The organism is Streptomyces sp. NPDC008137, assembly GCF_042957035.1.
Lineage (GTDB): Bacteria > Actinomycetota > Actinomycetes > Streptomycetales > Streptomycetaceae > Streptomyces.
The window spans coordinates 96,240-117,279 of record NZ_JBIBHN010000027.1 but is presented as its reverse complement, the minus strand read 5'-3'; the positions used below and the strand labels follow the sequence as shown (position 1 = coordinate 117,279).

The 21,040-nt window shown below is 67.8% G+C and carries 19 protein-coding genes and 1 pseudogene; 3 read left to right on the top strand and 17 right to left on the bottom strand.

What is annotated here, in order from left to right; all coding sequences use genetic code 11:
- The first annotated feature begins 651 nt into the window (after positions 1-651).
- On the top strand, positions 652-1,281 hold the full coding sequence (locus ACFZBT_RS31905) for a hypothetical protein (protein WP_391110923.1): 630 nt from the start codon (positions 652-654) through the stop codon (positions 1,279-1,281).
- On the opposite strand, the gene ACFZBT_RS31900 is transcribed toward ACFZBT_RS31905, so the two are convergent.
- Both ACFZBT_RS31900 and ACFZBT_RS31895 read right to left on the bottom strand, forming a co-directional pair.
- The gene (locus ACFZBT_RS31900; protein ID WP_391110921.1) at positions 1,251-2,477 is read right to left on the bottom strand and encodes a hypothetical protein; all 1,227 of its coding nucleotides are present in this window, start codon (positions 2,475-2,477) and stop codon (positions 1,251-1,253) included. The two genes, ACFZBT_RS31905 and ACFZBT_RS31900, sit on opposite strands and share 31 nt — an antisense overlap.
- Before the next feature lie 2 nt (positions 2,478-2,479).
- On the bottom strand, positions 2,480-3,589 hold the full coding sequence (locus ACFZBT_RS31895; RefSeq protein WP_391110918.1) for an ImmA/IrrE family metallo-endopeptidase: 1,110 nt from the start codon (positions 3,587-3,589) through the stop codon (positions 2,480-2,482).
- A gap of 545 nt (positions 3,590-4,134) precedes the next feature.
- On the opposite strand from ACFZBT_RS31895, the gene ACFZBT_RS31890 reads away from it, so the two are divergent.
- A complete protein-coding gene (locus tag ACFZBT_RS31890; RefSeq protein ID WP_391110916.1) occupies positions 4,135-4,788 on the top strand; it encodes a hypothetical protein in 654 nt (217 codons plus the stop codon).
- A 47-nt stretch (positions 4,789-4,835) separates the two neighbouring features.
- On the opposite strand, the gene ACFZBT_RS31885 is transcribed toward ACFZBT_RS31890, so the two are convergent.
- The gene (locus tag ACFZBT_RS31885; protein WP_391110913.1) at positions 4,836-8,351 is read right to left on the bottom strand and encodes a DEAD/DEAH box helicase; all 3,516 of its coding nucleotides are present in this window, start codon (positions 8,349-8,351) and stop codon (positions 4,836-4,838) included.
- Positions 8,336-9,106 carry a hypothetical protein gene (locus tag ACFZBT_RS31880; RefSeq protein WP_381204641.1) on the bottom strand — a complete coding sequence of 257 codons (771 nt, stop codon included), beginning with the start codon at positions 9,104-9,106 and terminating at the stop codon, positions 8,336-8,338. Before ACFZBT_RS31880 ends, ACFZBT_RS31885 begins: the two co-directional genes overlap by 16 nt.
- Positions 9,107-9,690: 584 nt before the next feature.
- On the opposite strand from ACFZBT_RS31880, the pseudogene ACFZBT_RS31875 reads away from it, so the two are divergent.
- A pseudogene (locus ACFZBT_RS31875) lies at positions 9,691-10,043 on the top strand (transposase family protein); the annotation flags it as partial.
- A gap of 237 nt (positions 10,044-10,280) precedes the next feature.
- On the opposite strand, the gene ACFZBT_RS31870 reads toward ACFZBT_RS31875, so the two are convergent.
- The 13 genes from ACFZBT_RS31870 to ACFZBT_RS31810 all read right to left on the bottom strand — a co-directional run bounded on the left by ACFZBT_RS31870 (position 10,281) and on the right by ACFZBT_RS31810 (position 21,025).
- A complete protein-coding gene (locus ACFZBT_RS31870) occupies positions 10,281-10,643 on the bottom strand; it encodes a glutamate ligase domain-containing protein (protein WP_391110910.1) in 363 nt (120 codons plus the stop codon).
- Positions 10,643-11,167: a C39 family peptidase gene (locus ACFZBT_RS31865; RefSeq protein ID WP_391110907.1), complete on the bottom strand. Its 525-nt coding sequence runs from the start codon at positions 11,165-11,167 to the stop codon at positions 10,643-10,645. The genes ACFZBT_RS31870 and ACFZBT_RS31865 overlap by 1 nt, the downstream gene beginning before the upstream one ends.
- A 36-nt stretch (positions 11,168-11,203) precedes the next feature.
- Positions 11,204-12,298 (bottom strand): ATP-grasp domain-containing protein, encoded by a 1,095-nt coding sequence (locus ACFZBT_RS31860; protein ID WP_391110904.1) that lies wholly within the window; start codon positions 12,296-12,298, stop codon positions 11,204-11,206.
- Positions 12,295-13,095, bottom strand: a complete 801-nt coding sequence (dapF, locus tag ACFZBT_RS31855) for a diaminopimelate epimerase (protein ID WP_391110901.1) — start codon at positions 13,093-13,095, stop codon at positions 12,295-12,297. Before dapF ends, ACFZBT_RS31860 begins: the two co-directional genes overlap by 4 nt.
- Before the next feature lie 411 nt (positions 13,096-13,506).
- Positions 13,507-14,049, bottom strand: a complete 543-nt coding sequence (locus ACFZBT_RS31850; RefSeq protein WP_391110898.1) for an NUDIX hydrolase — start codon at positions 14,047-14,049, stop codon at positions 13,507-13,509.
- On the bottom strand, positions 14,046-14,432 hold the full coding sequence (locus ACFZBT_RS31845; RefSeq protein ID WP_391110897.1) for a hypothetical protein: 387 nt from the start codon (positions 14,430-14,432) through the stop codon (positions 14,046-14,048). Before ACFZBT_RS31845 ends, ACFZBT_RS31850 begins: the two co-directional genes overlap by 4 nt.
- Before the next feature lie 95 nt (positions 14,433-14,527).
- Positions 14,528-15,373, bottom strand: a complete 846-nt coding sequence (locus ACFZBT_RS31840) for a Scr1 family TA system antitoxin-like transcriptional regulator (RefSeq protein WP_391110894.1) — start codon at positions 15,371-15,373, stop codon at positions 14,528-14,530.
- A gap of 27 nt (positions 15,374-15,400) precedes the next feature.
- Positions 15,401-15,913, bottom strand: coding sequence for a DUF6879 family protein (locus ACFZBT_RS31835; protein WP_391110891.1), 513 nt, complete (start codon positions 15,911-15,913; stop codon positions 15,401-15,403).
- Complete coding sequence (locus ACFZBT_RS31830; protein ID WP_391110888.1) at positions 15,891-16,121, bottom strand: hypothetical protein; 231 nt, start codon at positions 16,119-16,121, stop codon at positions 15,891-15,893. Before ACFZBT_RS31830 ends, ACFZBT_RS31835 begins: the two co-directional genes overlap by 23 nt.
- A 136-nt stretch (positions 16,122-16,257) precedes the next feature.
- Positions 16,258-17,979: a relaxase/mobilization nuclease domain-containing protein gene (locus ACFZBT_RS31825; RefSeq protein ID WP_391110886.1), complete on the bottom strand. Its 1,722-nt coding sequence runs from the start codon at positions 17,977-17,979 to the stop codon at positions 16,258-16,260.
- Complete coding sequence (locus tag ACFZBT_RS31820) at positions 17,976-18,626, bottom strand: plasmid mobilization relaxosome protein MobC (RefSeq protein WP_391110883.1); 651 nt, start codon at positions 18,624-18,626, stop codon at positions 17,976-17,978. Before ACFZBT_RS31820 ends, ACFZBT_RS31825 begins: the two co-directional genes overlap by 4 nt.
- 130 nt (positions 18,627-18,756) lie before the next feature.
- Positions 18,757-19,626, bottom strand: a complete 870-nt coding sequence (locus tag ACFZBT_RS31815) for a DUF2637 domain-containing protein (RefSeq protein WP_391110880.1) — start codon at positions 19,624-19,626, stop codon at positions 18,757-18,759.
- Positions 19,627-19,816: 190 nt separating this feature from the next.
- On the bottom strand, positions 19,817-21,025 hold the full coding sequence (locus ACFZBT_RS31810) for a DUF3631 domain-containing protein (RefSeq protein ID WP_391110877.1): 1,209 nt from the start codon (positions 21,023-21,025) through the stop codon (positions 19,817-19,819).
- Positions 21,026-21,040 lie beyond the last annotated feature (15 nt).

Genomic DNA, 21,040 nt, shown 5'->3' with positions numbered 1-21,040 from the left:
CAACGGCTCGATCACCGCCCACGACTCATCAGTCAGCTCATGACGACGCACCACGAACAAACCAACGATGCCGCCACTTTGCGGACACGACCTAGAGCCGAGGGGTCGCCCCCGCGCCTGGCCGGAGGAAAGGCTCAAGTAAGCCGGAGCCGGCTCAAGGCTCGTTGCCCTGGCCGCGTGACGGCCCCTCCCCGGCACGAAAGAGGGCCAGGCCGACGACCCCGCCCGCACCCCACGAGACCCCGGCTCAGGGCCACACCAAGCAATACGGCTGATGCCCCGCCTCATGCAGCCGATGCGAGAAGTCCTGCACCTGCCACTCGTGCAGCGATTGGGGGCGGGAGGACGTTGACCTGGTGTTTCGCAAGGAAATGTGCGTTGACCTGGGAAAACTCCTCTCGGTAGTTCTCACGGGTCAACGCCGTTTCCCGGGCTCATGTGCCCTGGATGTGCCCTCGGGTCGTGCGGGGGTCCCCCGAGTTTCGTGTCTACCGGCCCTTGATGGGGGCAGTGATGCGGACAAGGATCGCAGAGGGACAGTGTCCGGGGGGCGGCTTGGACTGTTTGGCAGGTGTGTCCGTACCCATACGGGTCGGATGAACGGCGGGGCCGCTGTACGCGGTCGAATCCCAGTGAGGCAGGGTGGGGGCCATGGTGACCTTGGCGAATTCCCTGATGGGCGGTTCTTTTAGAGCGGCTTCCCGCGCTCTCCTGGAGCCGGGCGGACAGGCTCGGACCGTCTCTGTCCTTGGGGTCGAGGCACTGTGTTTCTACCGGTTGGATGAGGATGAGCACGCGCGGCGCGAGGAAGTCTCGGCCGCTCGACTGGATCACATGGCTGACTTGGAAAGCCTGCTGACCCTTCCGGTGGGCATTCCCGTTCCGCTGGCGTCTTTGGACCCAGCGGCGCGGAGCGCGGTCCGGGCGTTGCCAGCCGGGGCCGTGGATCGAGACCGGAAAACTGCCACCCGGCGTGCTGTACGGCCACTGCGGGTAGACCTCGCCGTGGTGCGCGCATCGGGCTGGCGTCAGGGGCTTGAGCGAGCTGCTGAGTTTGCGCCCTTCTGTCGTCGCGCGATGCTGTTGGACCGGCGTCCCTCTCGTCTGGACGATGTCTTGGTGGAAGCGGACTTTTACGGCATCGGAGTGTTCCTCGCCGCAGGAAATGACGTTGAGATGGTGCTGGAGCCCGAGGATTACAGGCCGCGTCGGCACACTGCTGCGGCCTGGTGGTTCGTCGAGGACCTGTATCAGCGCTTGTGGTCTGCGTCGGCTGTTTGAGGTGTGCTGATCCACGTGGGCGCGGTGAGGGCCCACCGCTTGAGCTGCTCTGGTGGATCGAAGCCGCGGGGATGCCTGACGGAGGCGTTGATCAGGGCGTACTGATCAAGTGCCGTTCGACAGCGGTCGTACCACCACTTTTGGCGTGCTCTGCCTGGCTCGGTTGCCTTGAGAGTGCGCAGCCACTCCATGAGGACGGCGACGTTGTGTGCGACCGCTGCGGCGGGCAACCCACCTCGGTTATTGGAGAAGGCGTCGAGCGTCAGGTCACCGTCGCAGGCAGCGCAGTAGCAGACCGGGACGTCATCGGCGCCACCGTACCGCTTGGCGATCTTCTCGCCGAGGAAAAAGGCCATCAGGTCGGGGAACAGGACGTGCGGTGACCGGACTATGATCTTCTTGTTGGTCTGTGGCTTCTCGCCCGGAGCGACGATGTGCCGGTATGTGCTGCTCGCACCGAAAGCGGTGAAGGTCGCTCCGGCGGCCAGGGCGCCGAATGCCGCGAGGTCTGTGCGCAGCAGCGCAGCATGGGGAAGCTCCTCGATCAGCTGCTTCAGGTGGCTCACCGCCTTGGCGTAGCGGCCGAGGGGATCCATCTGTCCGCCCAGCATGATCGCCTTTGGCCCCTTGACCATTCGCAAATACGCGGTGAGCTGTCGGGTCGATTCCTCGTCCCGCAGCCATGAGACGTCGACGGGCACGGCGAAGATCACGGTTGGGTCGTCGAGTTCCCGAACACGGGTCACGGCTGCCCTGAGGGCGTCAGAGTCTTCGGCCCTGATGTAGCCGGTGGGGGTCATGGGGAGAGTTACCCCGGCGTCGCGTTGTTCAGCCAGCGACAGTTCCAGGGGGTCGTCAAGGAACAGTGTGGGCTCGACGTAGTAAGGGAAAGGGTTCTCCTCGGTTGCGGCGCTGACCTGGTACACGGCTGGATCGACGAGGAGTGGGCCGGCGTAGCCCTCCTTGAACCGCAATCCCCTGGCCTTCTGTACCGCGTCATCTCCGCACAGGACGAGGCCGCTGCGTCCCGCGTCGAGCTGCGCCTTGACGTAGCCGAGCCTGGCGGCGCTGACCTGGAGGAGCATGCGGTCCCGCAGGATGTCCAGGCCGTCCGGCCGGCCTTGGACGCCCACGGCGTCGGGAGGCTCGGTCAGGTCGGAGCGAGGACGGGGCAGCGGAGCGGAGCGGTCGGTCATGGTCACCTTCGAATGGCCGGGGACGATGATGAGTCGGCGCCCTCGACGTACAGGCGCTGGAAGTCTTCGGGGAGCAGGTGTGCGCAGGCTGCCGCGTCCTCCAGAGGCATCTGCTGATCGGTCAGCAGCGTCTGTACGAGAGCGGGGATGCGCTGTGGTTGCTCGGACGGAACCTCGACGGGCTCCGCGGTCCGGTAGCCGAGCGCCGACATTTCGATCACGAGATTGCGGTACTGCCACTCACTGATGGCGTTCAGCGTCTGGGCTCGGCGCAACAGCGCTCCCATTGACGTGCCCCAGATGCGCTTCAAGTCCGCCAACCTGGCCAGATCGACGCCGCCGGCGAATGCTTCCCGGATGTCGGAGGCAGGCATCAAGAACTCGGCCGCGAAAGCATCGGCCTGCTTCTCCTGCGTGGATCCGGCCCCGGGTTCGGGGTGCATCACGAGGTGCCCCAACTCATGCGCGATGCTGAAGCGACGCCGATCACCCGGTGCCCGCGTGTTCGCCAGCAGCAGCGGCTGTCCGTCCTCGTCCCACTGGCTCACGGCGTCCAACAAGTCGCTGTCAAGGTCAGTGGTGACTACGAGCGCCCCGGCGTTCTCCAGCACGCCGACCATGTCGGGTACCGGGCCTGGGGCCATGCCCCACTCCTTGCGTACTTGCCGGGCAGCGTCCTTGGGAGTGATGAGGTCGCTCAGTGGGACTCTGAAGAAGTGCCGTGGGGCCTTCGGCAGGGCTGCCGCTGACGCCAAGCCGTCCAACTGCAGCCGAGCGAGAGCCAGGTGAGCGTGCACGCGTCGTAGAGAGGAAGCGGACAGCGATGCCTTCTTGCGATGGTGGACCAGGCCCACTCCGATGCCGTTGACCTGCGGGTCCAGGCACAGCAGCTCAGGCGGGTATCCCAGCGCAGTGGCGTAGAGCTCTAGGCGCTCGTCGGAGACAACGAGACGGCCTGCCTCCGCCCGACTCACGTATCCCTGGGATACCGGCGTCGAGCCACCAGGCGACGCTTTCGTCATGGCCGTGGCGACCTCGGCCTGCGTCAGCCCACGAGACTCGCGGGCCAACACGAGCATCCCTGGCTGCGCTGGCAGCTCACCGATCGCCATACACGACACCACCTCGTATCAGACCTCGAAACAGTAGCACAAAATATTCCGCGAGTGATTCGAGGTAGAGCGATGGAGGTCGCTACGAGCGGCACCCGACCTCCCACTGCACCGGCCGACGGGGATCGGGCCCCTACCGGCGCGCGAACCCTGCCCAGGGCGGGTCGCCGGCCTCGCCCTCGGCTGCGGGCAGCTCGTTCTTGCGGACCTGGTCGTGCGTTAGCAGGACCCGCTCCGCCGGCCCAGCAGGCCGTGCGGCGCACCCAGTCCCGCTCAATGTCGGCGCCCGAGGCGTCGAAGTCCCCGACGGTTCTCCCGGGGCGCCCCAAGTGTGCGGTTCGAATTCACACAGCTCAGAAGCGGTCGAAGCCATCACATTCATCCGCCTGTACGCCATGGCCCCCTGCCGTGGAGGTGCCACACCCAGTCTCACATCTTTCAGTCCAAGGAAAACGAAGTTAAGGGCTTGTATCGCGTGCACCCTCCGCACTACAGTCTCGCTCGCAAGATGCACTTTTATCTGCTTCTTCTAGCATGGGAATGACGTGAAGCTCCACCTGATCGTTGAAGATCCCGCCCCCGCCTTCCAGAAGGCCCTCCTGGCTCTACTTGCTGAACACGCCGGCAGTCTGAAGACCGCCGGGCCGGCCACCGACTGGGCCGACCCGGAGACTGCCTCTCGCTACTACCTCTCCCTGCCGGCCACCGCCCGGCGCATCCTGCGTGAGGCTGCTACCCGCGAGGACGGTTACGTGCCCGCCGATGTTCTGCGCGGTCCGCACGGCGAGGGCAAGCTCACCGGCAGCAGCGGCGCGTTCAAGGCCGCGCTGAAGCGCGGCGTCCGTCGCAATTGGTGGATCGCGGACCAAGTCTCCCCCGTCCTCGCTGAGGGCCCCGGATTCGGAAAGGTCGCCGGCTACCGCATCCGCACTGATGCCCTTCCCGCATTTCAGGCCGCCGTCGCCACCCACCAGCAGGGCGAGCTCGCTAGCCAGAAGGACTGCCTCGCCGAGGCGATCACCGGCGAGGGCGGGGAATGGGACGCGCAGCGCTCCGTCGCCGCGCTCTACGAGACCGGCCACGCCGTCGACGAGAAGCGCGCCCGGCAGATCCTGCGCGACCTCGCCGCGGACGGCGTCCTCCAGCGCCTGGACACCGATCGAGCTGTCTACCGCCCTGCTGACGACCCGGAACAGTAGGCCACCGGGAGGCCGAACCCGCCCGGCGTCGGCCAACCCTCGGTGCCTTACAGGCTGGCCATGGCCAAGGTTGTGATCAGATGCCCGGCCTCAAGGCGGTGTGTGAGGTCGAGACCGCTGTCGATCATGGTGAGGACGGCGTGATGCCGGGCGGCGGGGATAGCGGCGATCTGATTCTCGTCGCGGTTGACCCTGATGGTCGCCGGCTTCTTGCCCGGGTGGGTCAGGGTGACCGGCCCGTCTCCGATGCCCGGGCCTACCCATGCAAGAGGGATGGTCACGGGGCGGCCTCGCAGCAGTTCGTTGAGCGGGTTGGTCGGCTTGCTCACGTAGTCGAGGAGATCCTCGACCTCGTACGTGTTGGCCTTGTACGCGGTGACCCAGCCGTCGATCTGCTGATCGGCGACCCAGGTGCGGAGCTCACCAGAGCCGATGCCGGCCTCCGCCGCGGCGCGGCCGATCTGGTGGGCCAGGCGGCGGGAGGTGATGCCGGAGGTCAGCAGCATGATGGCCTGCTCGGTGTCGACACCGTGCCGGATGTGCCAGGCCGTCTGTGCGAACAGGCGGGGCGTGGTGGGTGTCAGCAGGGGGTGGGTGTTGACGAGGTTGACCAGGGCGCCGGCTGTCCAGCTGATTGCGTGCTCGAAGGCCTGCTTGATGCTCTGGACGGTCAGCTCCAGCATCCGGGGATGGGATGACAGAATGCCAGGCGCCCAGACGCGGGCCAATTCCGGAATGGGTGTGCCGGAGATCCAGTCCCGGATCGCGTCGCCGATCGGCACGTCGACGCTGAAGCTCTCGTTGTGTGGGCTGGTGAACTTCCACTTCCCGAAGGCCTCGGGCGTCAGCAGGAGGTCCTTGAAGGCGCCCTGCTCGGCAAGGAAGTCCAGGGTTTGCTCCAGCTGCCACTCGGGTGGCCCGAAGAAGATGCTGATCTCGTCTGGGGTGTCCTCGGGGGCCGCGTAGGCGACGAGTTGCTCCGCGAGGCGTCGGGCGACCTGGTCGAGGAAGCGGGCGGATCCGATGCTGGTTCCGGTGCTGGCCCACCGACGGGTCGAGACGGGGTCGGTGGCGTCGTAGACCGCGGTGACCTTCTCCGCGAGCGCCATCCAACGGGCCGGGACCGAAGGCTCGTCGGCTTGTTCTATCGCGAGCAGCGACTGCACTGGGCCCAGCCGGTCGCCGGGCGCGTGGAGGGTCTCGGCGTGGGTCTGCAGGACCAGCCACACGAACGCGGCGAAGTCGGCGGCGACGGTTCCCATCACGCCGAACAGCCCGTCGAGCGAGTTCTCCAGCTGCCGCTCGGCATGGGCGAGTGACCGCAGGGCGTCTTCGCTGAGCAGTTCGGAGGTGACGGTGAGCCGCTGGCTGTCGGGGGTGAGTGTCTCGAACTCCGCGGCCCGGGGCGGATAGGGGCGGGTGAGGATGACCCACCCCTCGCTCTCGCGCCCGGCCCGGCCGGCCCGGCCGATGGCGTTGAGCAGTTTTGCGGGACTGAGGCCGCGCTGGTTCCCGCGTGTGGGATCACCCTCGACCGTGTGGTTGATGATGACGGTGCGCACCGGGAGGTTGACGCCGTCGGTGAGGGTGGTGGTGCTGGCGATGGCCAGCAGGTCTCCGTCACGAAGTCCTTGTTCGACGGCGTGGAGGACGTCGTCGGGAAGGTCGGCGTGGTGGAAGGCGACGCCGTGGCGGGTGCAGTCGACCAGGGGATGCTGCTCGCCAAGGGTCTCGGCCAGGAACTCGGTGAGCGCCGCCGCCTCGGGGCGGACGTCCAGGTGCTCGGCCATGGCATGCGCGGCGTTCCTGGCGATGACTTTGCTGGTGACGACCATCAGGACGCTGCCGGCCCGGGTCAGGGCGGCGGCGCCGGCGGCGAACACCTCGTAGTCGGGGATGCCGCCGGTGAGCTTGGTGGCAGCCTTCCACTGCCAGGAGTTGGGGGAGGCGTACGCTCTGGCGCCGACACCGGGAAAGGTCAGGCCGAAGGTGCCGCTGGCGGCGGTCGGCCGGACGTCGAGCCGGGGGGCCACCGGCACAGTGGCCCGGGTGGTGGAGGGCTGCTTCTGGCTCGGCTTGCGCGGGGTGCGGTCGGCCTGGCCCTTGAGCAGCAGCGGATACATGAGGCCGTGCAGGCGCCTCGGACCGCGCCAGTCGTCGGTGAAATACACCTCCTCCGCCGGCCGCGCCGGGTCCAGCCACGACGCCAGGGCAGCTCGGTTGCCGACAGCGGCGGACAGCAGCACCAGCCGGATGTCGGAGCGGATCCGCAGAAGGGCGAGCAGGCTCTCCAGCACGAACCCGCGCCGGCCCTGCGCGAGGTGGTGGGCCTCGTCGACGACGATGAGGCTGACCTCGTCCAGCGCTGCGCCCGGGTTGTTGCGGATCATGTGCATGAGCCGTTCCGGGGTCACGATGTCCACGTCCCCGACGAGGGAGCCGCTGCCGTCGGCGAGCGGGAAGTCCGGCTGCTCGGCGACCAGCTTGCGCTCCAGCAGCCGCAGCCGGCCCCGCAGCGCGGCCCGCATCTCCCGGCCCAGGCTGCGCATCGGCGACACATAGACCACGCGGCCGGGCTTCTGCGCCAGGTGGGAACAGATCACCAGCTGGGCCATCAGCGTCTTGCCCGCGCTGGTGGGCACGCTGATCAGGCTCCGGCCGGTGGCGGGGTCGACCGGGTTGCCCCGCTCCAGGCTCAGCAACTGGCGCTGTGGGCGCCACAGGGTCATCACCGGCGGATCGGACATCGCGAAGGTCCGGGCGACCGCGTCCGGAGTGCCCTTCGGAAGCAGCGTGTACAGGCTGCTGGCGGCCATCTCGCCGCTCAGACCGAGAAGGTGGGCTGCGACCCATCGGGCGGTCGGGTCACCGCGGCCGGCCCGGCCGTCGAGCACGCTGCCCAGCAGGTCCTGTGCGTCCTGCAGGCGGTCCGGATCGCCGAACGAGAGGAACAGGCGCAGGAGGTGGACCGCTTCGACGACGGCTTCGGCAGGTCCGTACATCGTGCCTGCGAGCGGATCGCCGTCCATCAGCCAACGGAGTTCCGCGAACTGCCGACGCCAGGCGGACAGGGCCCGGTTCAGGTCGGGCCGGTCGAATGCCAGAAACACGACGCCGGCCTCCAAGGCCAGGGTGTCCAGGTGCGCCGGAAGCGAGGAGGTGAAGTTCACCAGGTTCCTAACCTGGCGGTAGACGGCGGTGGCGTTGGGCTCCTGCTCGCACCTGCGGTACCCGGCCTGGGCGGCGAAAGCGATCCTCAGCCGCTCGGCGGGGGAGTGTCGCTCGTCGGCCAGAGCCAGGTCCATCACGTGCGCGCTGACCGCGAGGGCCTGCCGGGTCCGCATCGGGTCGAACCCGGGCGTCTCGGGCTCTACCGCGGCCAGCCCGTGCAGGAGCCATGCCGTGGCCAGCACGTCGTCCGGGATCTCCTGGTCCCTGCCGAAGGCGGCGATCTCCAGTTGCGTGATGGCAGCCAGCAGTTCCTGCGCCGAGGGCAGGACCCCGCCGGGGCGATGTTCGCCGAGCGCGGTCGCGAGTACAGCCGGATCTAGAGTGCGGTCCACACGTACTTCCTCACCTCATGGGCGAAGCCCTCGAGATCCTCGATCGCCACCACCAGGCCCTGCAGCGCGCCGGGGTGCTTGTGGGTGGTGAAGTGCTCGTGCGCGAGATGGAAGGCCTTCGTCGGGATCGCCGTGGCGTTCAGCGCGACGCTGACGCCGCCGCCGGCCGACTCCTCCTCATCGACCCACTGGTCGGCCAGACTTCCCACAAACTCCCGAGTGTCATCAGCGAGCAGTTTGTCGCCCCAGGAGAGCATTCCCAGGTAGGTCGCTCCCTTGGTGCTGAGCTGCGTCCAGCCCTTGCGTATCGCCCCATCCGGCTGGTTCGCCTCCCCGGTGTACTTCTTCATCTCCCACAGACGGAAGGAGAAGCCCCGGGCCGTTCCGCCTTCCCGGTAGACGATGAGTCCGTCGCCGCCTCCGTCGTTGACGGCGGCCTTCGGCGGTCCGAGGATTTCCACGGCGCGCGCCGGATCCTCGGGCAGGTCGCGGGTCAGGAGGTACCAGAGCCACTCGCCCACGTACCCGGCCAGCCCGTGGTTGCCCTTCTTCATCGCGGCGGCCGCTTCGAAGACAGGCTCCGCGAATGCCTTCACCAGGACGTGATCCTTCCCGGTCAGCTTCGCCCCGTTCAAGGTGGCCTCGCGCCACTTTCCGTAGGTCCGTGGGCGCCCGCCGGTGCGCTCCCGCATGATCTCGTCGGCGATGATCCACCCGGCGGCCGCCCGGTCCTCGGGGCTCCCGCTGAGAGTCACGACGAGCTCCCAGCGGCATGTCTGGTCGTCTCCTCGGGGCTCCCGTCGTACCAGGGCGGCCACTCGCCCACCGACGGCCGTTGCTCGGGCCAGCGCCTGCGCGGGCGAAACATCCGCCACCCGAACCCCCTGCTCGTCCCAGGCCACCCGCGCCGTACCGGTTGGGCGCAGGGGGCCGAGGCGGCCCTCGGCAAGGTCACCCTATCGAGCGGTCTGCGCCGGTCCTGGCGGAGGCCAAGGTACGACGTCTCATCTCAGCGCGCTGGAAAATCTCATCAGGTGTCGCCCTTGAGTCTCACTCCATGTTCCGCCCCGGCCACCGCTACCAGCCGCATGCGACACCGAAATGAAGACTGCGGCTGGCATCGAGGTATGTCGTCGCAATGAGAGTGACGCTCGGTCGGTAATGGCGAGGCGGGGTCCAGGGACCTCGCCGTTCTGGACGCCCGGACCGCTCATCCTTGAGTGAGCTTCTTCGAGTTGGCCACCGATCAGGTGATGGCCCGTGAAGCGCAACGAGCGAGGCCCCCAGGCTGTTGATCGAGATGTCTGACGTCTCAATCACGTTGCTCGGGAGCCTCGTTGGCGGTCGACTGCTGTGGGTCTCGCCCGCTCTGCCGGGCCGCACTCACCACCTGACCGCCGCCTGCCCCCACCGGATCATCCGTATCTGCGAGCGCCAAGGCGTTCCCATCCTGGCCGATCTCGCTACCAGGGCGGCGGCCCATGGCTGACCACCGGCATCAAACGCAGGCCCCTGCAGGAACTCACCCCCACCGAAAAGACCCTCAACCGGCCACTGGCCGCTGCACGAGCGCCAGTCGAGCGGGGCATCGCGCGCTTGAAGTCCTGGCGCATCTTCCGCAGGTCCCGATGCAGCCCGAATCGAATGACGTCAATCGCCAAGGCCATCCTCACGCTGGAGCGGCAACGCTGAAGAAGCTCATTGAGGCTGAGATTGCGCTCTGGCACGGATGAGTCTCGGCTTCTGGATCCTCGTGGTCTCCTTCCTGGTGCTCACGGGTGTCGCCACGGTCGGCGTACGGGCCCTGATCACAAGGTCGGTCGGTATCAGGCATCCGACAGCCGGTTGTAGCACCCGCCAGACGCCAGGACTACGTGCTGGTGATCTCAGCTAGATCCCTTGGCCATCAATGTGGAAGGCCGCGCTGCCTCACAGGCCCGTGACGGGCTGCCCGGTGAGTGCTTGGGCGATCTGCCAGAGCTGGCTACCCCGTGATGCCTTCACGAGGACGATGTCGCCGGGGCGGATGATGGATTTCAGGTAGGCGGCGGCGGTCGCGTTGTCGCCTACCATCGCGATGTCCGGCACGCCTGCCGCTCCTGCCGTGAGGGCGAGTTGTTTGGCGAGAGCGTCGCCGACTGCAACGACGAGATCGACGCCGTACTCGGCCGTCATGCGTCCGACCTCTCGGTGGGCTTCGACGGATTCGTCGCCCAGTTCCAGCATCTCTCCGAGTACGGCGATCCTCCGGCCGCCGGCGGCCTCGGTCGTGTCGCCGTCTGTCTCGGTCATCAAGACTCTCCGTTGTGAGGGAGGGGCGCGAAGGTGATTGCGCGGCCGGTGTAGGAAGTGGATACGCGGCTGAGGGGGACTCGATCGTGTGTCTGGCCCCAGGCGGACGGGTCTCGGAAGTGGATCGTTGGGTCGGGGCCGTCCTCGTAACCACGAAGGATGACGAGGTGGCCGCCTGCGCGGCCGTCGTCAGGGAACTGCTCGGTCACGGAAACGATGAGCGGGGCGTGGTCGAGCCGCCTCGTCAGATCTTCGACGGGCACAGGCTCGGCGGTCGAGGGGACTCCGAGGTCGGTCGCCAGGCTCGCGATCCCCGCGTGGAGCGCTCCACGCGGGGTCAGAACCTCCTGCTTGACCGCGAGCCTCAGGAGTTCCGTGACCGACGGTGCCTCGCACCCGTAGGCGAGCAGGATCATTCTCAGCGATGCCAGGCCGCACGCTCGGTTGGACCACTCGACCCTGTCCCCTAATGCCCATCCGCCGTGTAGATCCCACTCGGCGGGATCGATGAGTTGACGGCACATGGGGACATCGTGGACTCGCGGCACAGTGGCTGGCTCCTACGGCGAGACGGCAGCCTCCCGTGTCAGTGGTGTGGTGCTGGAGAACGCGGGAGTGGGCAGGGGGACATCGTATGGCGGGCGGGCCAAGGCCTCGTGGAGCATGGCCAATACGACGTCCGTGTGCGTGAGTCCGACCATTGCCGCTCCTACCGCGAAGTTGCTGTCGCGGGACATGCCCGGTGTGGTGTTGACCTCCAGCACGTACGGCTCGTTGTCCTCGGTGAGGATGAAGTCGATGCGTGCCGAACCGCGCAGCGCGAGTCCGTCCCACAGTGTCCGGGCATGCTCGGTGATCTTGTCCAGTGCGGCGGGAGCCAGGTTGGCGGTGCGCACGGTGACAGCGCCCCTGGAGTCCACGTCGAGCTTCGTGTCGGCGTCGTAGAAGTCGGCTTCGGTGGCCTCGGTGGCCAGCGGCGGGAAGACGACGGCCGAGCCGCCGGGCAGCTCCAGCAGTCCCACGGTCATCGGTGTGCCGGTCACGTACTCCTCGATGAGCACTGGCGCGCACTCGTCGCTGGCGGCGTCCGCCAGAGCACCCGGCAGGTCTGCCGGATCACGTACGAGGCTCATGCCCACGCTGGATCCGCCGAAGGGCGGCTTGATCATGATGGGTCGCCCGTTCCAGGCCACGGGGCCGCCGGACCAGACGTGCCAGCCGGGCGTGGGGACGCCGAGGGTCAGCATCACCCGCTTGCAGAGGATCTTGTCGGCGGCCACTGCGGATGCGCCGACTCCGCTGCCGCAGTAGGGGACACGTAGGTAGTCGAGCAAGCCCTGCAGCCGGCCGTCCTCACCGTATGGGCCGTGCAGGTTGGAGAGGGCTACGTCGTACTCGGCCAGTTCCGTGATGAAGTCGGGCTCGCACGGGTTCAGTACCTTCCAGCAGGTGCCGATCTCCTCCAGCGCTTCGGCCAGGGCGGTGACGGATCGCTGTTCGATGGGGCACTTCGAGTGGTAGAGCCGGTCCTCGGCGGACACGGGCCCGTAGACAAGCGCGACGCGGAGGCCCTGGCGGCTCTGGCCCCACTCGCGAAGCTCTTCAGCGGCCTTCTGCACAGCGAGGGCCGAGCTAGGGCTGAGGAAGAGAGTCATGCGAGTACTCCTTCGAAGGTGTGGGTGACCGGGCCGCCGACCCAGTGAGTTTGGTTCGGTCGGGCGTCGTGCGGCCGGACAGTGAGCGGCTCCCCTGCGCGGTTGTGGACGGTGACGGCGCGTCGGGTCACCAGGCCGCGCATCGTGGCGACGACGACGGCTGCGACTGCCCCGCTGCCGCACGACAGGGTTTCCGCCTCGACGCCGCGTTCGTAGGTGCGGATCTTCAGCTCCTGCTGGCCAGCGGACTGGACGAAGTTGACGTTCGTCCCCAGTGGGGCGAGATCGGCGTGGTGGCGGACGAGGCGCCCGACCATGACCGCGTCGACGGCATCCACGTCGTCCACGATGGCGACTACGTGTTCGGTGCCGGTGTGGGCGCTGTCGAACCAGGTCAGCCTGCCGTTGATGACGGTTTGTAAGCGTCGAGGGAGGATCGTGCCGGCTTCGGCCGTGACCCACACGGAGTCGTCGGACACCACCGCCTCGTGCATCACGCCGGCCATGCGCAGGCTCATCTGCTGGAAGCCGTGATCGCGGTGAGCGGCCCAGGCGGAGCACCGCAGGGCGTTGCCGCACATGGTGGCGATCGAGCCGTCCGTGTTGAAACAGGCGATTTCGAGGAGGGCAGGGCTGTCGCTGATGAGCCTGCTGATGACCAGACCGTCCGCGCCTACGCCGGTACGTCTGGCACACAGGCGTTCCGCCTCCTTGGGCCAGTCGTTGTCGTTGTCCGGGCCGAGGTCGGAGAGCAGGATGAAGTCGTTTCCGGCGCCATGGATCTTGCGAAAGCGCATGGCGAAGCTCCTCGCAGGTGAGGTGAGGTGAGGTGAGGTGAGGTGAGGTGAGAGTGACGGTGCGACGCCCGAGCAGGGCGGGGTCAGTGCAAGCCGATGGGTCGGTACGTCGTCCGGGCTTCTCGCATGACCCAGGGGACCCGCCGGGCAAAGATCAGTACGCGGTGGGCTGCGGTGCCGGCCGACCGCATGTCCCGGACTCGCTGGTACGTGCCGTCGAGGTAGACGAAGTCTCCGATGCGGACATCGCTCGGGGGCCGGGTGCTTCCTATGGTTCCGCGAGGCGGGGGCGGTATGGAGGGCGGTTCCTCGGGCCTGCGCTCGTGCATCAGCCCCTCCAGATACCGAGCAGGAGGGAGCCGCCGAGCGCGAGGAGGCTCACCAGGTAGGCGAGTTGTTGGTGTCGGGGACTCATCCGGTTCCGATCAGGTGGCGTTCCACGCGGCTGCGGACTGACACGATGCCTATGTGCGTGAGGGGCACCCAGGCCGCCGCACCCGTCTCGATCGCCGTCGGGAAGACGGCGCGCGAGTGGGATCGGAAGAGGTAGCGGATGCCGACCCGAAGGCGAGAGCCGTACCTGTGCTGCCCCGGCCTGGCCACGTCGACCAGGAAGGGCCCTTCGGAGCCGGGCTGTGTCCACACGTCCCGGATGCCGACCTCTTCGGCCAGCAGGCGCAGGGCCGCTCCGCTGAGGGAGTCGTCCGCTTCCTCTGGCTCCGCCTCCGCGAGGGCATAGCCTCCCTGGTGCCGCAGACAGAGGACGCGGTTGCGTTCGTCGACGACGACGGCTCCTGTGACCACGAGGGGGCAGCGCCGGTCGTGTGTGCAGGCTCGGCGCTGGGAGTGGTCGCGGGCCGCGTCGTAGACCGGCAGCAGCGCCATCCTGTCGGCGGGGTGCTCGTGGAGGTAGTGGGAGAGCTCCCGGATGATCTGGTCGTCCCTGACACTCACGGCGCCGCGAGTCCGTTCCGCTCGGCGTAGACCCACAGCAGGCGCCGCGTCAGAAGGGCCACATCGCGGAGGTAGAGGTAAGTCCCGAAGGCCGGCGTTTCCGCGGTCGGCCGGTTGGTGAGGTCGACCAGCCTGGTCCCTCTGCGCAGCAGGCTGCGCACCTCGCTGTCGTCGTCCGCGCCCAGGTCCTCGCGGAGCAACCGGTTCAGGTGGTGAGCGATCGCCGGCACCTGACGGTCCATTTCCGCGCGGGTCGTGGTGCCCATTTCCTGGCCGAGGACGGTGTTCGTCTGCGAGGAGATCGCGTCCACGTCGATGGGGGTGTCGGCGCCCTCAGCATCCTTGGCTGTCTCGCCCCTCTTGCCCGTACTTGCCAAAGTCATCACTGGCCCCTCCAGAGCACGCTTTCTGCCGTGATGACAAAGCTAAGAAGAGGGGCGGCCGGGCCTCTATGAATGTGCCTGAACTTGCCCGACGTTCACCCTAGAGAATCGATGGCCGCCGTGAGTAGTTCACGCGCTGCGGGGCCGTAGACGGCAAGTTCGGCCAGCTCGCCGAACGTCTTGGCATACATGGCAAGTTCGTGTTTCTGGACGACGCTGAGATGTGCCGAGATCAATTCGACGTTCACCAGCTCGTCGTCGTACAGGAAGAACCCCTCGACGGGCCAGATCCCCGATCGGTCGGCGTCTTGGGGGATGATGCCGATGCTCACCGACGGGAGCGCCATGACGCTGAGGAGGTAGCCGAGTTGACCCGCCATCACGTCGGTACCGCCGATGCGATACCGCAGAACGCTTTCTTCCAGGAGAATGGCGAACGTGTGGTTGCCGTAGACGACCTGTTGCTTCTCCACGCGCACCTTGACGGCCGCCGGTACATCGTCGATGAGCCCTCGGCGGTCACGAATGGAGGTCAGAAGTGCTGTGATGTACGAGGCCGTCTGCACAGGGCCTGGGATGAGCCACGGCGAATAAATGCGAAAGCGCTCCGTGCGCTCCCAGAGGGGAAGAACGGATTCCTGCGCCCACTTGAGCCCATGGCGCTCCATCTTGCGCCACTCGACATACATGCCCTCGATTCCACGGGCGGTCGAGATGAGGTCTTCTGCCTCACCCTCTGCGGCGCACGCGGAACACCACTCGCGAAGGTCGCGCTCCGAGGGCGCGCGGGCGCCGCTCTCGAAGCGCGAAGCCTTCGACTCGTGCCAACCCAGGCTCTGGGCCAGCGATCGTTTGGTGAGTCCGGCCGCCTTTCGGATCTCGGCGAGGCGTTGTCCGAGTGCCTTGCGGGCTTCCTGGACGCTTGAGGAGGGGGAGGTCATGTCAGTGCGGGGATGCTGTTCGAACCGTCAGGCCAGTGCGAACTGCGCGTGAGGTGTCGCCCGCTGCCAGACGGCCTCGAAGGCCGACTCACAGAGCTTCGCCACCTCGGGGGCATCCGTGAGCTCCACCTCCATGTTCTCGCCGTCTCCGTCGAAGTGGTTGACGAGGACCAGGCTGGAGTCGAAGAGCCAGAAGTCGTTGCCCGGAAGCGCGAGATCCGTCGCGCTGCGGCGCGAGAGCCAGCGGACGTCCTCGCCGGCGGCGATGTTCAGCCCTTCGGTCACGTCGTACTCGAAGCGGATGTACTCGCTGACCGGCGTCGAGACAATTCGTGCCCGGCGCACTTCGACGCCCCGGGAGGTGGCGGCGGTGACGAGGCTGTGCCAGTCGGCCCAGCGCTCGGCGGGGTCGAGGGCCTGGCCGGCCTTCCAGTCGATGAAGGCCGGGTCCGACTTCATGTAGGCGTCGCGCATCTCCAGGTGGACCGCGGTCCTCTGGCAGTCGCGGAACAGTTCCTCAAACGTCGGAGTCCTCGTCATCCCTCTTCACCTCCAGGAAGAACTGCACCATGCGCCGGGGGATCTCCACCACCGACTCGTGACCGGGGATGTCCATCTGGCGGAGGCGCTCGATGTCCTCCACCTTCCACCCCTGGACGAGGTAGCTGTCCTTCTCCTCGTCGAGGTAGATGGTGGGTGAACCGCCACTGGGACTCTCCGGGTCCTTGCCGAGCTTACGCAGGGCCATGATGTCCTCCTCGGAAGCCGGTAACGATCTCTGTGCCAGAGCTTGCCCGCGACTGAGCCGCCAAGCCAGGAACTTGCCGAAACTTGCCAGCACTTCGGGCTGCGACATCTCGGCGAGCGCATCAGCAGGGGTGAAATCAGCGGTGTCGGGGATGTGATGCCATTGCACTGGGTTGGTGGGACGTGCCAGGCACATGTGGTTCGGCAGACCGTGTCGCTCGCGCGGTCGCGGCACTGCGTGCTTGTGCGGCCCGCGCTCGCTGGCTGGGTGCCCGCCTTGTGCCGAGGCGCTGGATGCGCCAGGTGAGGGTTTTGGCGGTGGAGCGGGCGTCATCCAGTGAGCGCTGGCGGGCGGCGAGCTCAAGGAGTTGCCGGGGTGCGTGGCCGGCTGTCTCGGCTCGGGTGAGTGTGGCGGCCAGTGCCGGCCAGGCGGGGTCGTCGAGGAGTTGCTCGGCGTATTCGGGCAGCACGGCTCGTATGTGCTGAGCGTGGCGGTCCACGGTGTGGGCAGGCGGCCTGTGCTGGGCCAGGACAGCCAGCGGCCGATCCGCCGCCTGCTCGTAGGCAGCCTGGAGGTGGAACACGGTCTGGTGGGCGGCGGCGACCTGTTGGTCGTTCCTGCGGGCTTGGTGCCAGCGGCCGGCTGCGATGACGACCAGGATGGTGATGTCGAGGAACATCGCCAGGCCGGTCCCGTCACCGGTGACCGGTGCGGTTCGCAGTGCGCGAATGGCGCCGCGCAAGGCGCGGGCCTGATCCTGCTGGGCGCGGATGCGGGAGCGGGAGGCGCGTTCGAACGCGAGGGCAGCCTGCTGAAGCTGTGCTCGTAGGTGGTGGCCGGCGGCGACCAGAGGCAGGACGTCGAGAGCCTCGGCGAAGGCCGCGATGTGCGCTTGGGCGACCGTGTCGTCACTCCTGTCGAGGTGGTGGGGGATGCGTTCAGCCGCAGCGGTCGCCTGGTGCCAAGGACTCGGCCTGCGTCGGCTGCCCGACTCGGTCACCGGCGGGGCTTGGATGCTGGTGAGGCGTTCGGCGATCTTGGGGAAGGACAGGTCGGGGGCGAGTTCGGAGCCGGAGAACCAGATCGGTTCACCTGCGGCGTTGGTGTCGCCTTCGACGGCTACCTTGTAGCCGCGTACGTCCCCGGAGGGGAAGTGCTGGATGTCGACGCGGACGCCCTCGACGTCGCCAAGCATGTTGACGAACTCGTCCGGGCTGGTGGCGATGGACACCAGTTGGCGGACGGTGGTGCGCAGTCGTTCGCGGGAGGTCCTTTCCTTGCCTGCGCGACGGGCCTTTTCCTGTTCGGCTCGGGTGGGGCGCCTGGCGGCGGTGCGGTCACCGCGCACGACTTGGTGGAGGCCGTAATCCTTCTCGATCGCAGCGAGTTCGCGGTCGGCTGTGAGGTAGTCGTTCCAGTGGCGTGCGGTGCGCAGATCGCCTCGGATTTTGGTGGCGGCGATATGAATGTGATCGGGGGCGTGGCGGATGGCGACCCAGCGGCAGGCGTCCGGGTCACCGTCGGATGCGATGCCGGTGGCCCCCACAACACGGCGGGCGATGTCGGCCCAGTCCTCGTCGCTGAGATGGCGGTCGGTTGGGGAGGCCCGGATCGAGCAGTGCCAGACGTGCCGCTCGGGCGCTCGGCCGAGTCGGCGGGCTTGCTTGACGCGCAGGTCGAGATCGGCCACAAGGCGCCTCTTGGCGGCGTCGAAGTCGTCGCTACGGCCAGGGTCGGGGGCGAAGCCGTCCCAGGAAGCGACCAGGTGCGGATCGATGTGGTCCTTGGCCTTCTTGGTGTCGAACAGGTAGCGGATCAGGCCGGCCGTGTCCTTGCCGCTGCTGATCTTCGCGATCATCGGGTCGCCGTCTTGGCGACGGCCTCGTTCGCGGCGGACGCTATCTCACCGACGGCGGTACGGACTGCGGTCAGGGTGCGCTCGGCCCGGTCCAGAACTGCGGTGTTCCCAGGGTGTGGACGGCCGCCGGAGTTGAGCTTCTTGGCGATCTGGTTGACGTTGTTGCCGATCTTGGCGACCTCGCTGCGGAGGGCATTCAGCTCGTCGATGTAGTCGTCGAGCGGGGTGCGCTGGCCGGGCAGAGCGAGGTCGCCGTCGATGTAGGCCATGACCGCGGCGCCGACGAGATAGGCACCGCTGACGTTCAGTTTCCGGGCCTTGGCGAGGATCTTGATTCTCTCGTCGACGCTGTAGCGGGCGTCGACACGCTTCTTGCGCTGGCCGTTCGGATCGGGCTCGCGGCGTCGGGCGACACGGTGCAGGGCAGCGGCTTCAGCAGCACGCGGAAGCGGCACAGCGGTGCTGGCGACGGAATGTTCCTGCTCGGGCACCCCTTGGTGCCCGAGCGCCTCCGCCACCCCCGGGGCGGACGCTTCGCCGATGGGGCCGTCCTTGGACGGTCCAGCGGCATACCTTGCTGGCGCGGTGGCTGAGTTGGTGGTCATCTCCATCCCGCTGGTGGGGAGTTCGTTGGGGAGGTCAGGCATTACGAGGTTCTCCATGTGGTGTTGCCGGTGCGGTGTCGACGGGCTTCGGTAAGCGCTCGTCCTCGCACTGGGCAGCGTGAGGACGAGCGGAGAAGCCGAGCGCCCATGGCGATAGGCGCGACTGGGAGCATCAGAGCGCGTCGGCGGGTTCCTTGTCGGGCTCCGTCTGCCGCTGGAGGGCGGCCTGGACCTGGTCCTTGATCTGGGTCAGGCGGTCCTTGCCGATAGGGAAGCCGGCGTCTCGGATCACTGCCTCGATGTTGCGGCGTGACGCACGGCCTCCGCGGCCCAGTGGTGCACTGCGGGCGAGAGCGAGGAGTTCGTCAAGGCTGTCGTCGCGCTCGTGGCCCTCGGCCGTGGCGAGTGGCCTCCGGACCTGCGGCACACCCATGGCGTCCCGCGCCACGTCGCGAGGGGGACTGGCCGCATCGAGCATCTCTGCTTGCTCCGTCAGACCGGCGTTGCCGGAGGACGTCGGAGTAGGTGCGGAGCAGTCGGAGTGGTTGTGGCCGTGGCCAGGGGCGCTGTGGCGCTTTGTGGCCTCAGCCTCTTCAACGTGGCGCGTGGGGTGGCGGCGGATGACCAGGTCGAGATGGACAGCACCGGCCAGTGCCAGCGGGGCGATGGCTGACAGGGCGCCGACGGTGACGTCGTCCAAGCGGAACCCGGCCGTGTGGGCCTGCTGGTTGAGACGGATGGCGTGCAGGGCATTTGCCCAGATACTGGTGATCGTGGCGATGCCGACGAGTGCCCAGACGTACAGCCGGGACCGCCAGGGTGCGGTGCGCAGGATGAGCAGGGCGGCGACGCCGATGGCGATGAACCCGTCGATCACCAAGGGGAAGGCGTACGTGAGGATGCCGCGGATGTGGATGGCGACGGCCATCTGCCGCAGAGCGTCGTAGGAGAGGGCGAAGCCGATCGTGCCGACCAGGGCGACCCCGAGGCGGATCGCTGTGGTCAGTACCGGCACGGGGGCTTGGGCGGTGCGCGAAAGCAAGCGGGGTACTCCAGGCGGGAGCGGGTGCCATGGGCACTGGGCGAGGCTGGTGGGAGGGGTGCGGTCTCGTCGCACTCGTCGCGTGCCTGGTCAGGGCAGGTACGGAAGGTCGGCGTGATACGAGTGGACTCGTCACGGCGATGACACTCGTCGCGGGGCTGACCTGCGACGCGACGAGTGCGACGACTCTTTACGGGTGCAGCCCCGGAGCAGGGGTGGTGCTCTCGTCGCCGCTGTCGGGCGTCGGCTCCTCGGGGCAGTAGCGGGCCCAGGCGTCGGCGAAGCGGAGGCGGGCGAAGCCCTTGGCCTGCCGACCGCCTTCGAAGCGGTGGGTGGCGGCCTTGATGTCGAAGTCCTTCAGGAGAATGCCCAGGTGGCGTGGGCCCAGGCCGGAGGTGCCGTACTCCGTCCATGGCGCCTCCTGGTCCTTGAGGAGTTCGTCCAGCAGGTCCCGGGTGCGCATGATGTCGGGATCACCACAGCGTGCGAAGGCACGCCGGATGTCCTGCAGCAGCCGGGTCTTCAGGTTCGACTCGTCGTCCTTGCCTGCCTCGGCCGCGCACATGGCCGCACACGCGGTACGGGCCTCCTCGGACCAGGCGCCGCCCGCCAGTTCCGCGACGATCACGAGCGGTTCCCAGGTGTCCGCCGCCCGGTCCTGCACCGGCATCGGCGGTACCAGGTCCGCCGCGGTGTCCATCAGGGGGCGCAGCCAGGCGGTCAGCCGGTCGCGTAGGGCGTGCAGGGCGGGGATGTCGCGGCGGGAGCGGAACTGCTCCACCCGCTCACCGTCCTTGCGCCGCTGCATGCGGATCACCACCGCACGGTCCATCACGGTGTCCGGCAGGTCCCCGATTCCGGCCAGTGCCGCCATAGCGAAGGTGGGGAACGCCTGTGGCTTGTGCTCCGGCCCGGAGATCCGCAGAGCCGGCCGGTTGCGCTGATGCCCAGCGTTCAGCAGACCGCGCAGCTCCTCGTTCTTCTCTGCGGCCTTGATGCTGCCGAAGATGGTGTCGGCCTCGTCCACCAGCAGCGTGGGCGGGTCGTCGCCGATGGCGCGGAAGACCACCGCCGGGCTGGTGTTGACCGTGATCAGCGGCTCGTGCACGGTCTCCGTGATCACATCCAGGAGGCGGGACTTGCCACACCGTTTCGCCGGTCCGACCACCGCGAGGCGGGGCGCGTGCTGGAGCGCGGGCTGGATGTGTGTTGCCGCCACCCACAGCGTGACTGCGGTCAGCGCCTCGCTGCTGGGCAGGATCACGTACCGGGCTACCGCAGCCCGCAACTCTTCGAGCAGGCCGGCTCCTTCGGCAGGGTCAGGCATCTCGGCAGCCGACCGTGCGTTGGAGTCGGGGGCAGGTGCTTCGGGGATAGGAGAGGGCGTAGGTTCATCCATAAGCGTTCCTCCAGG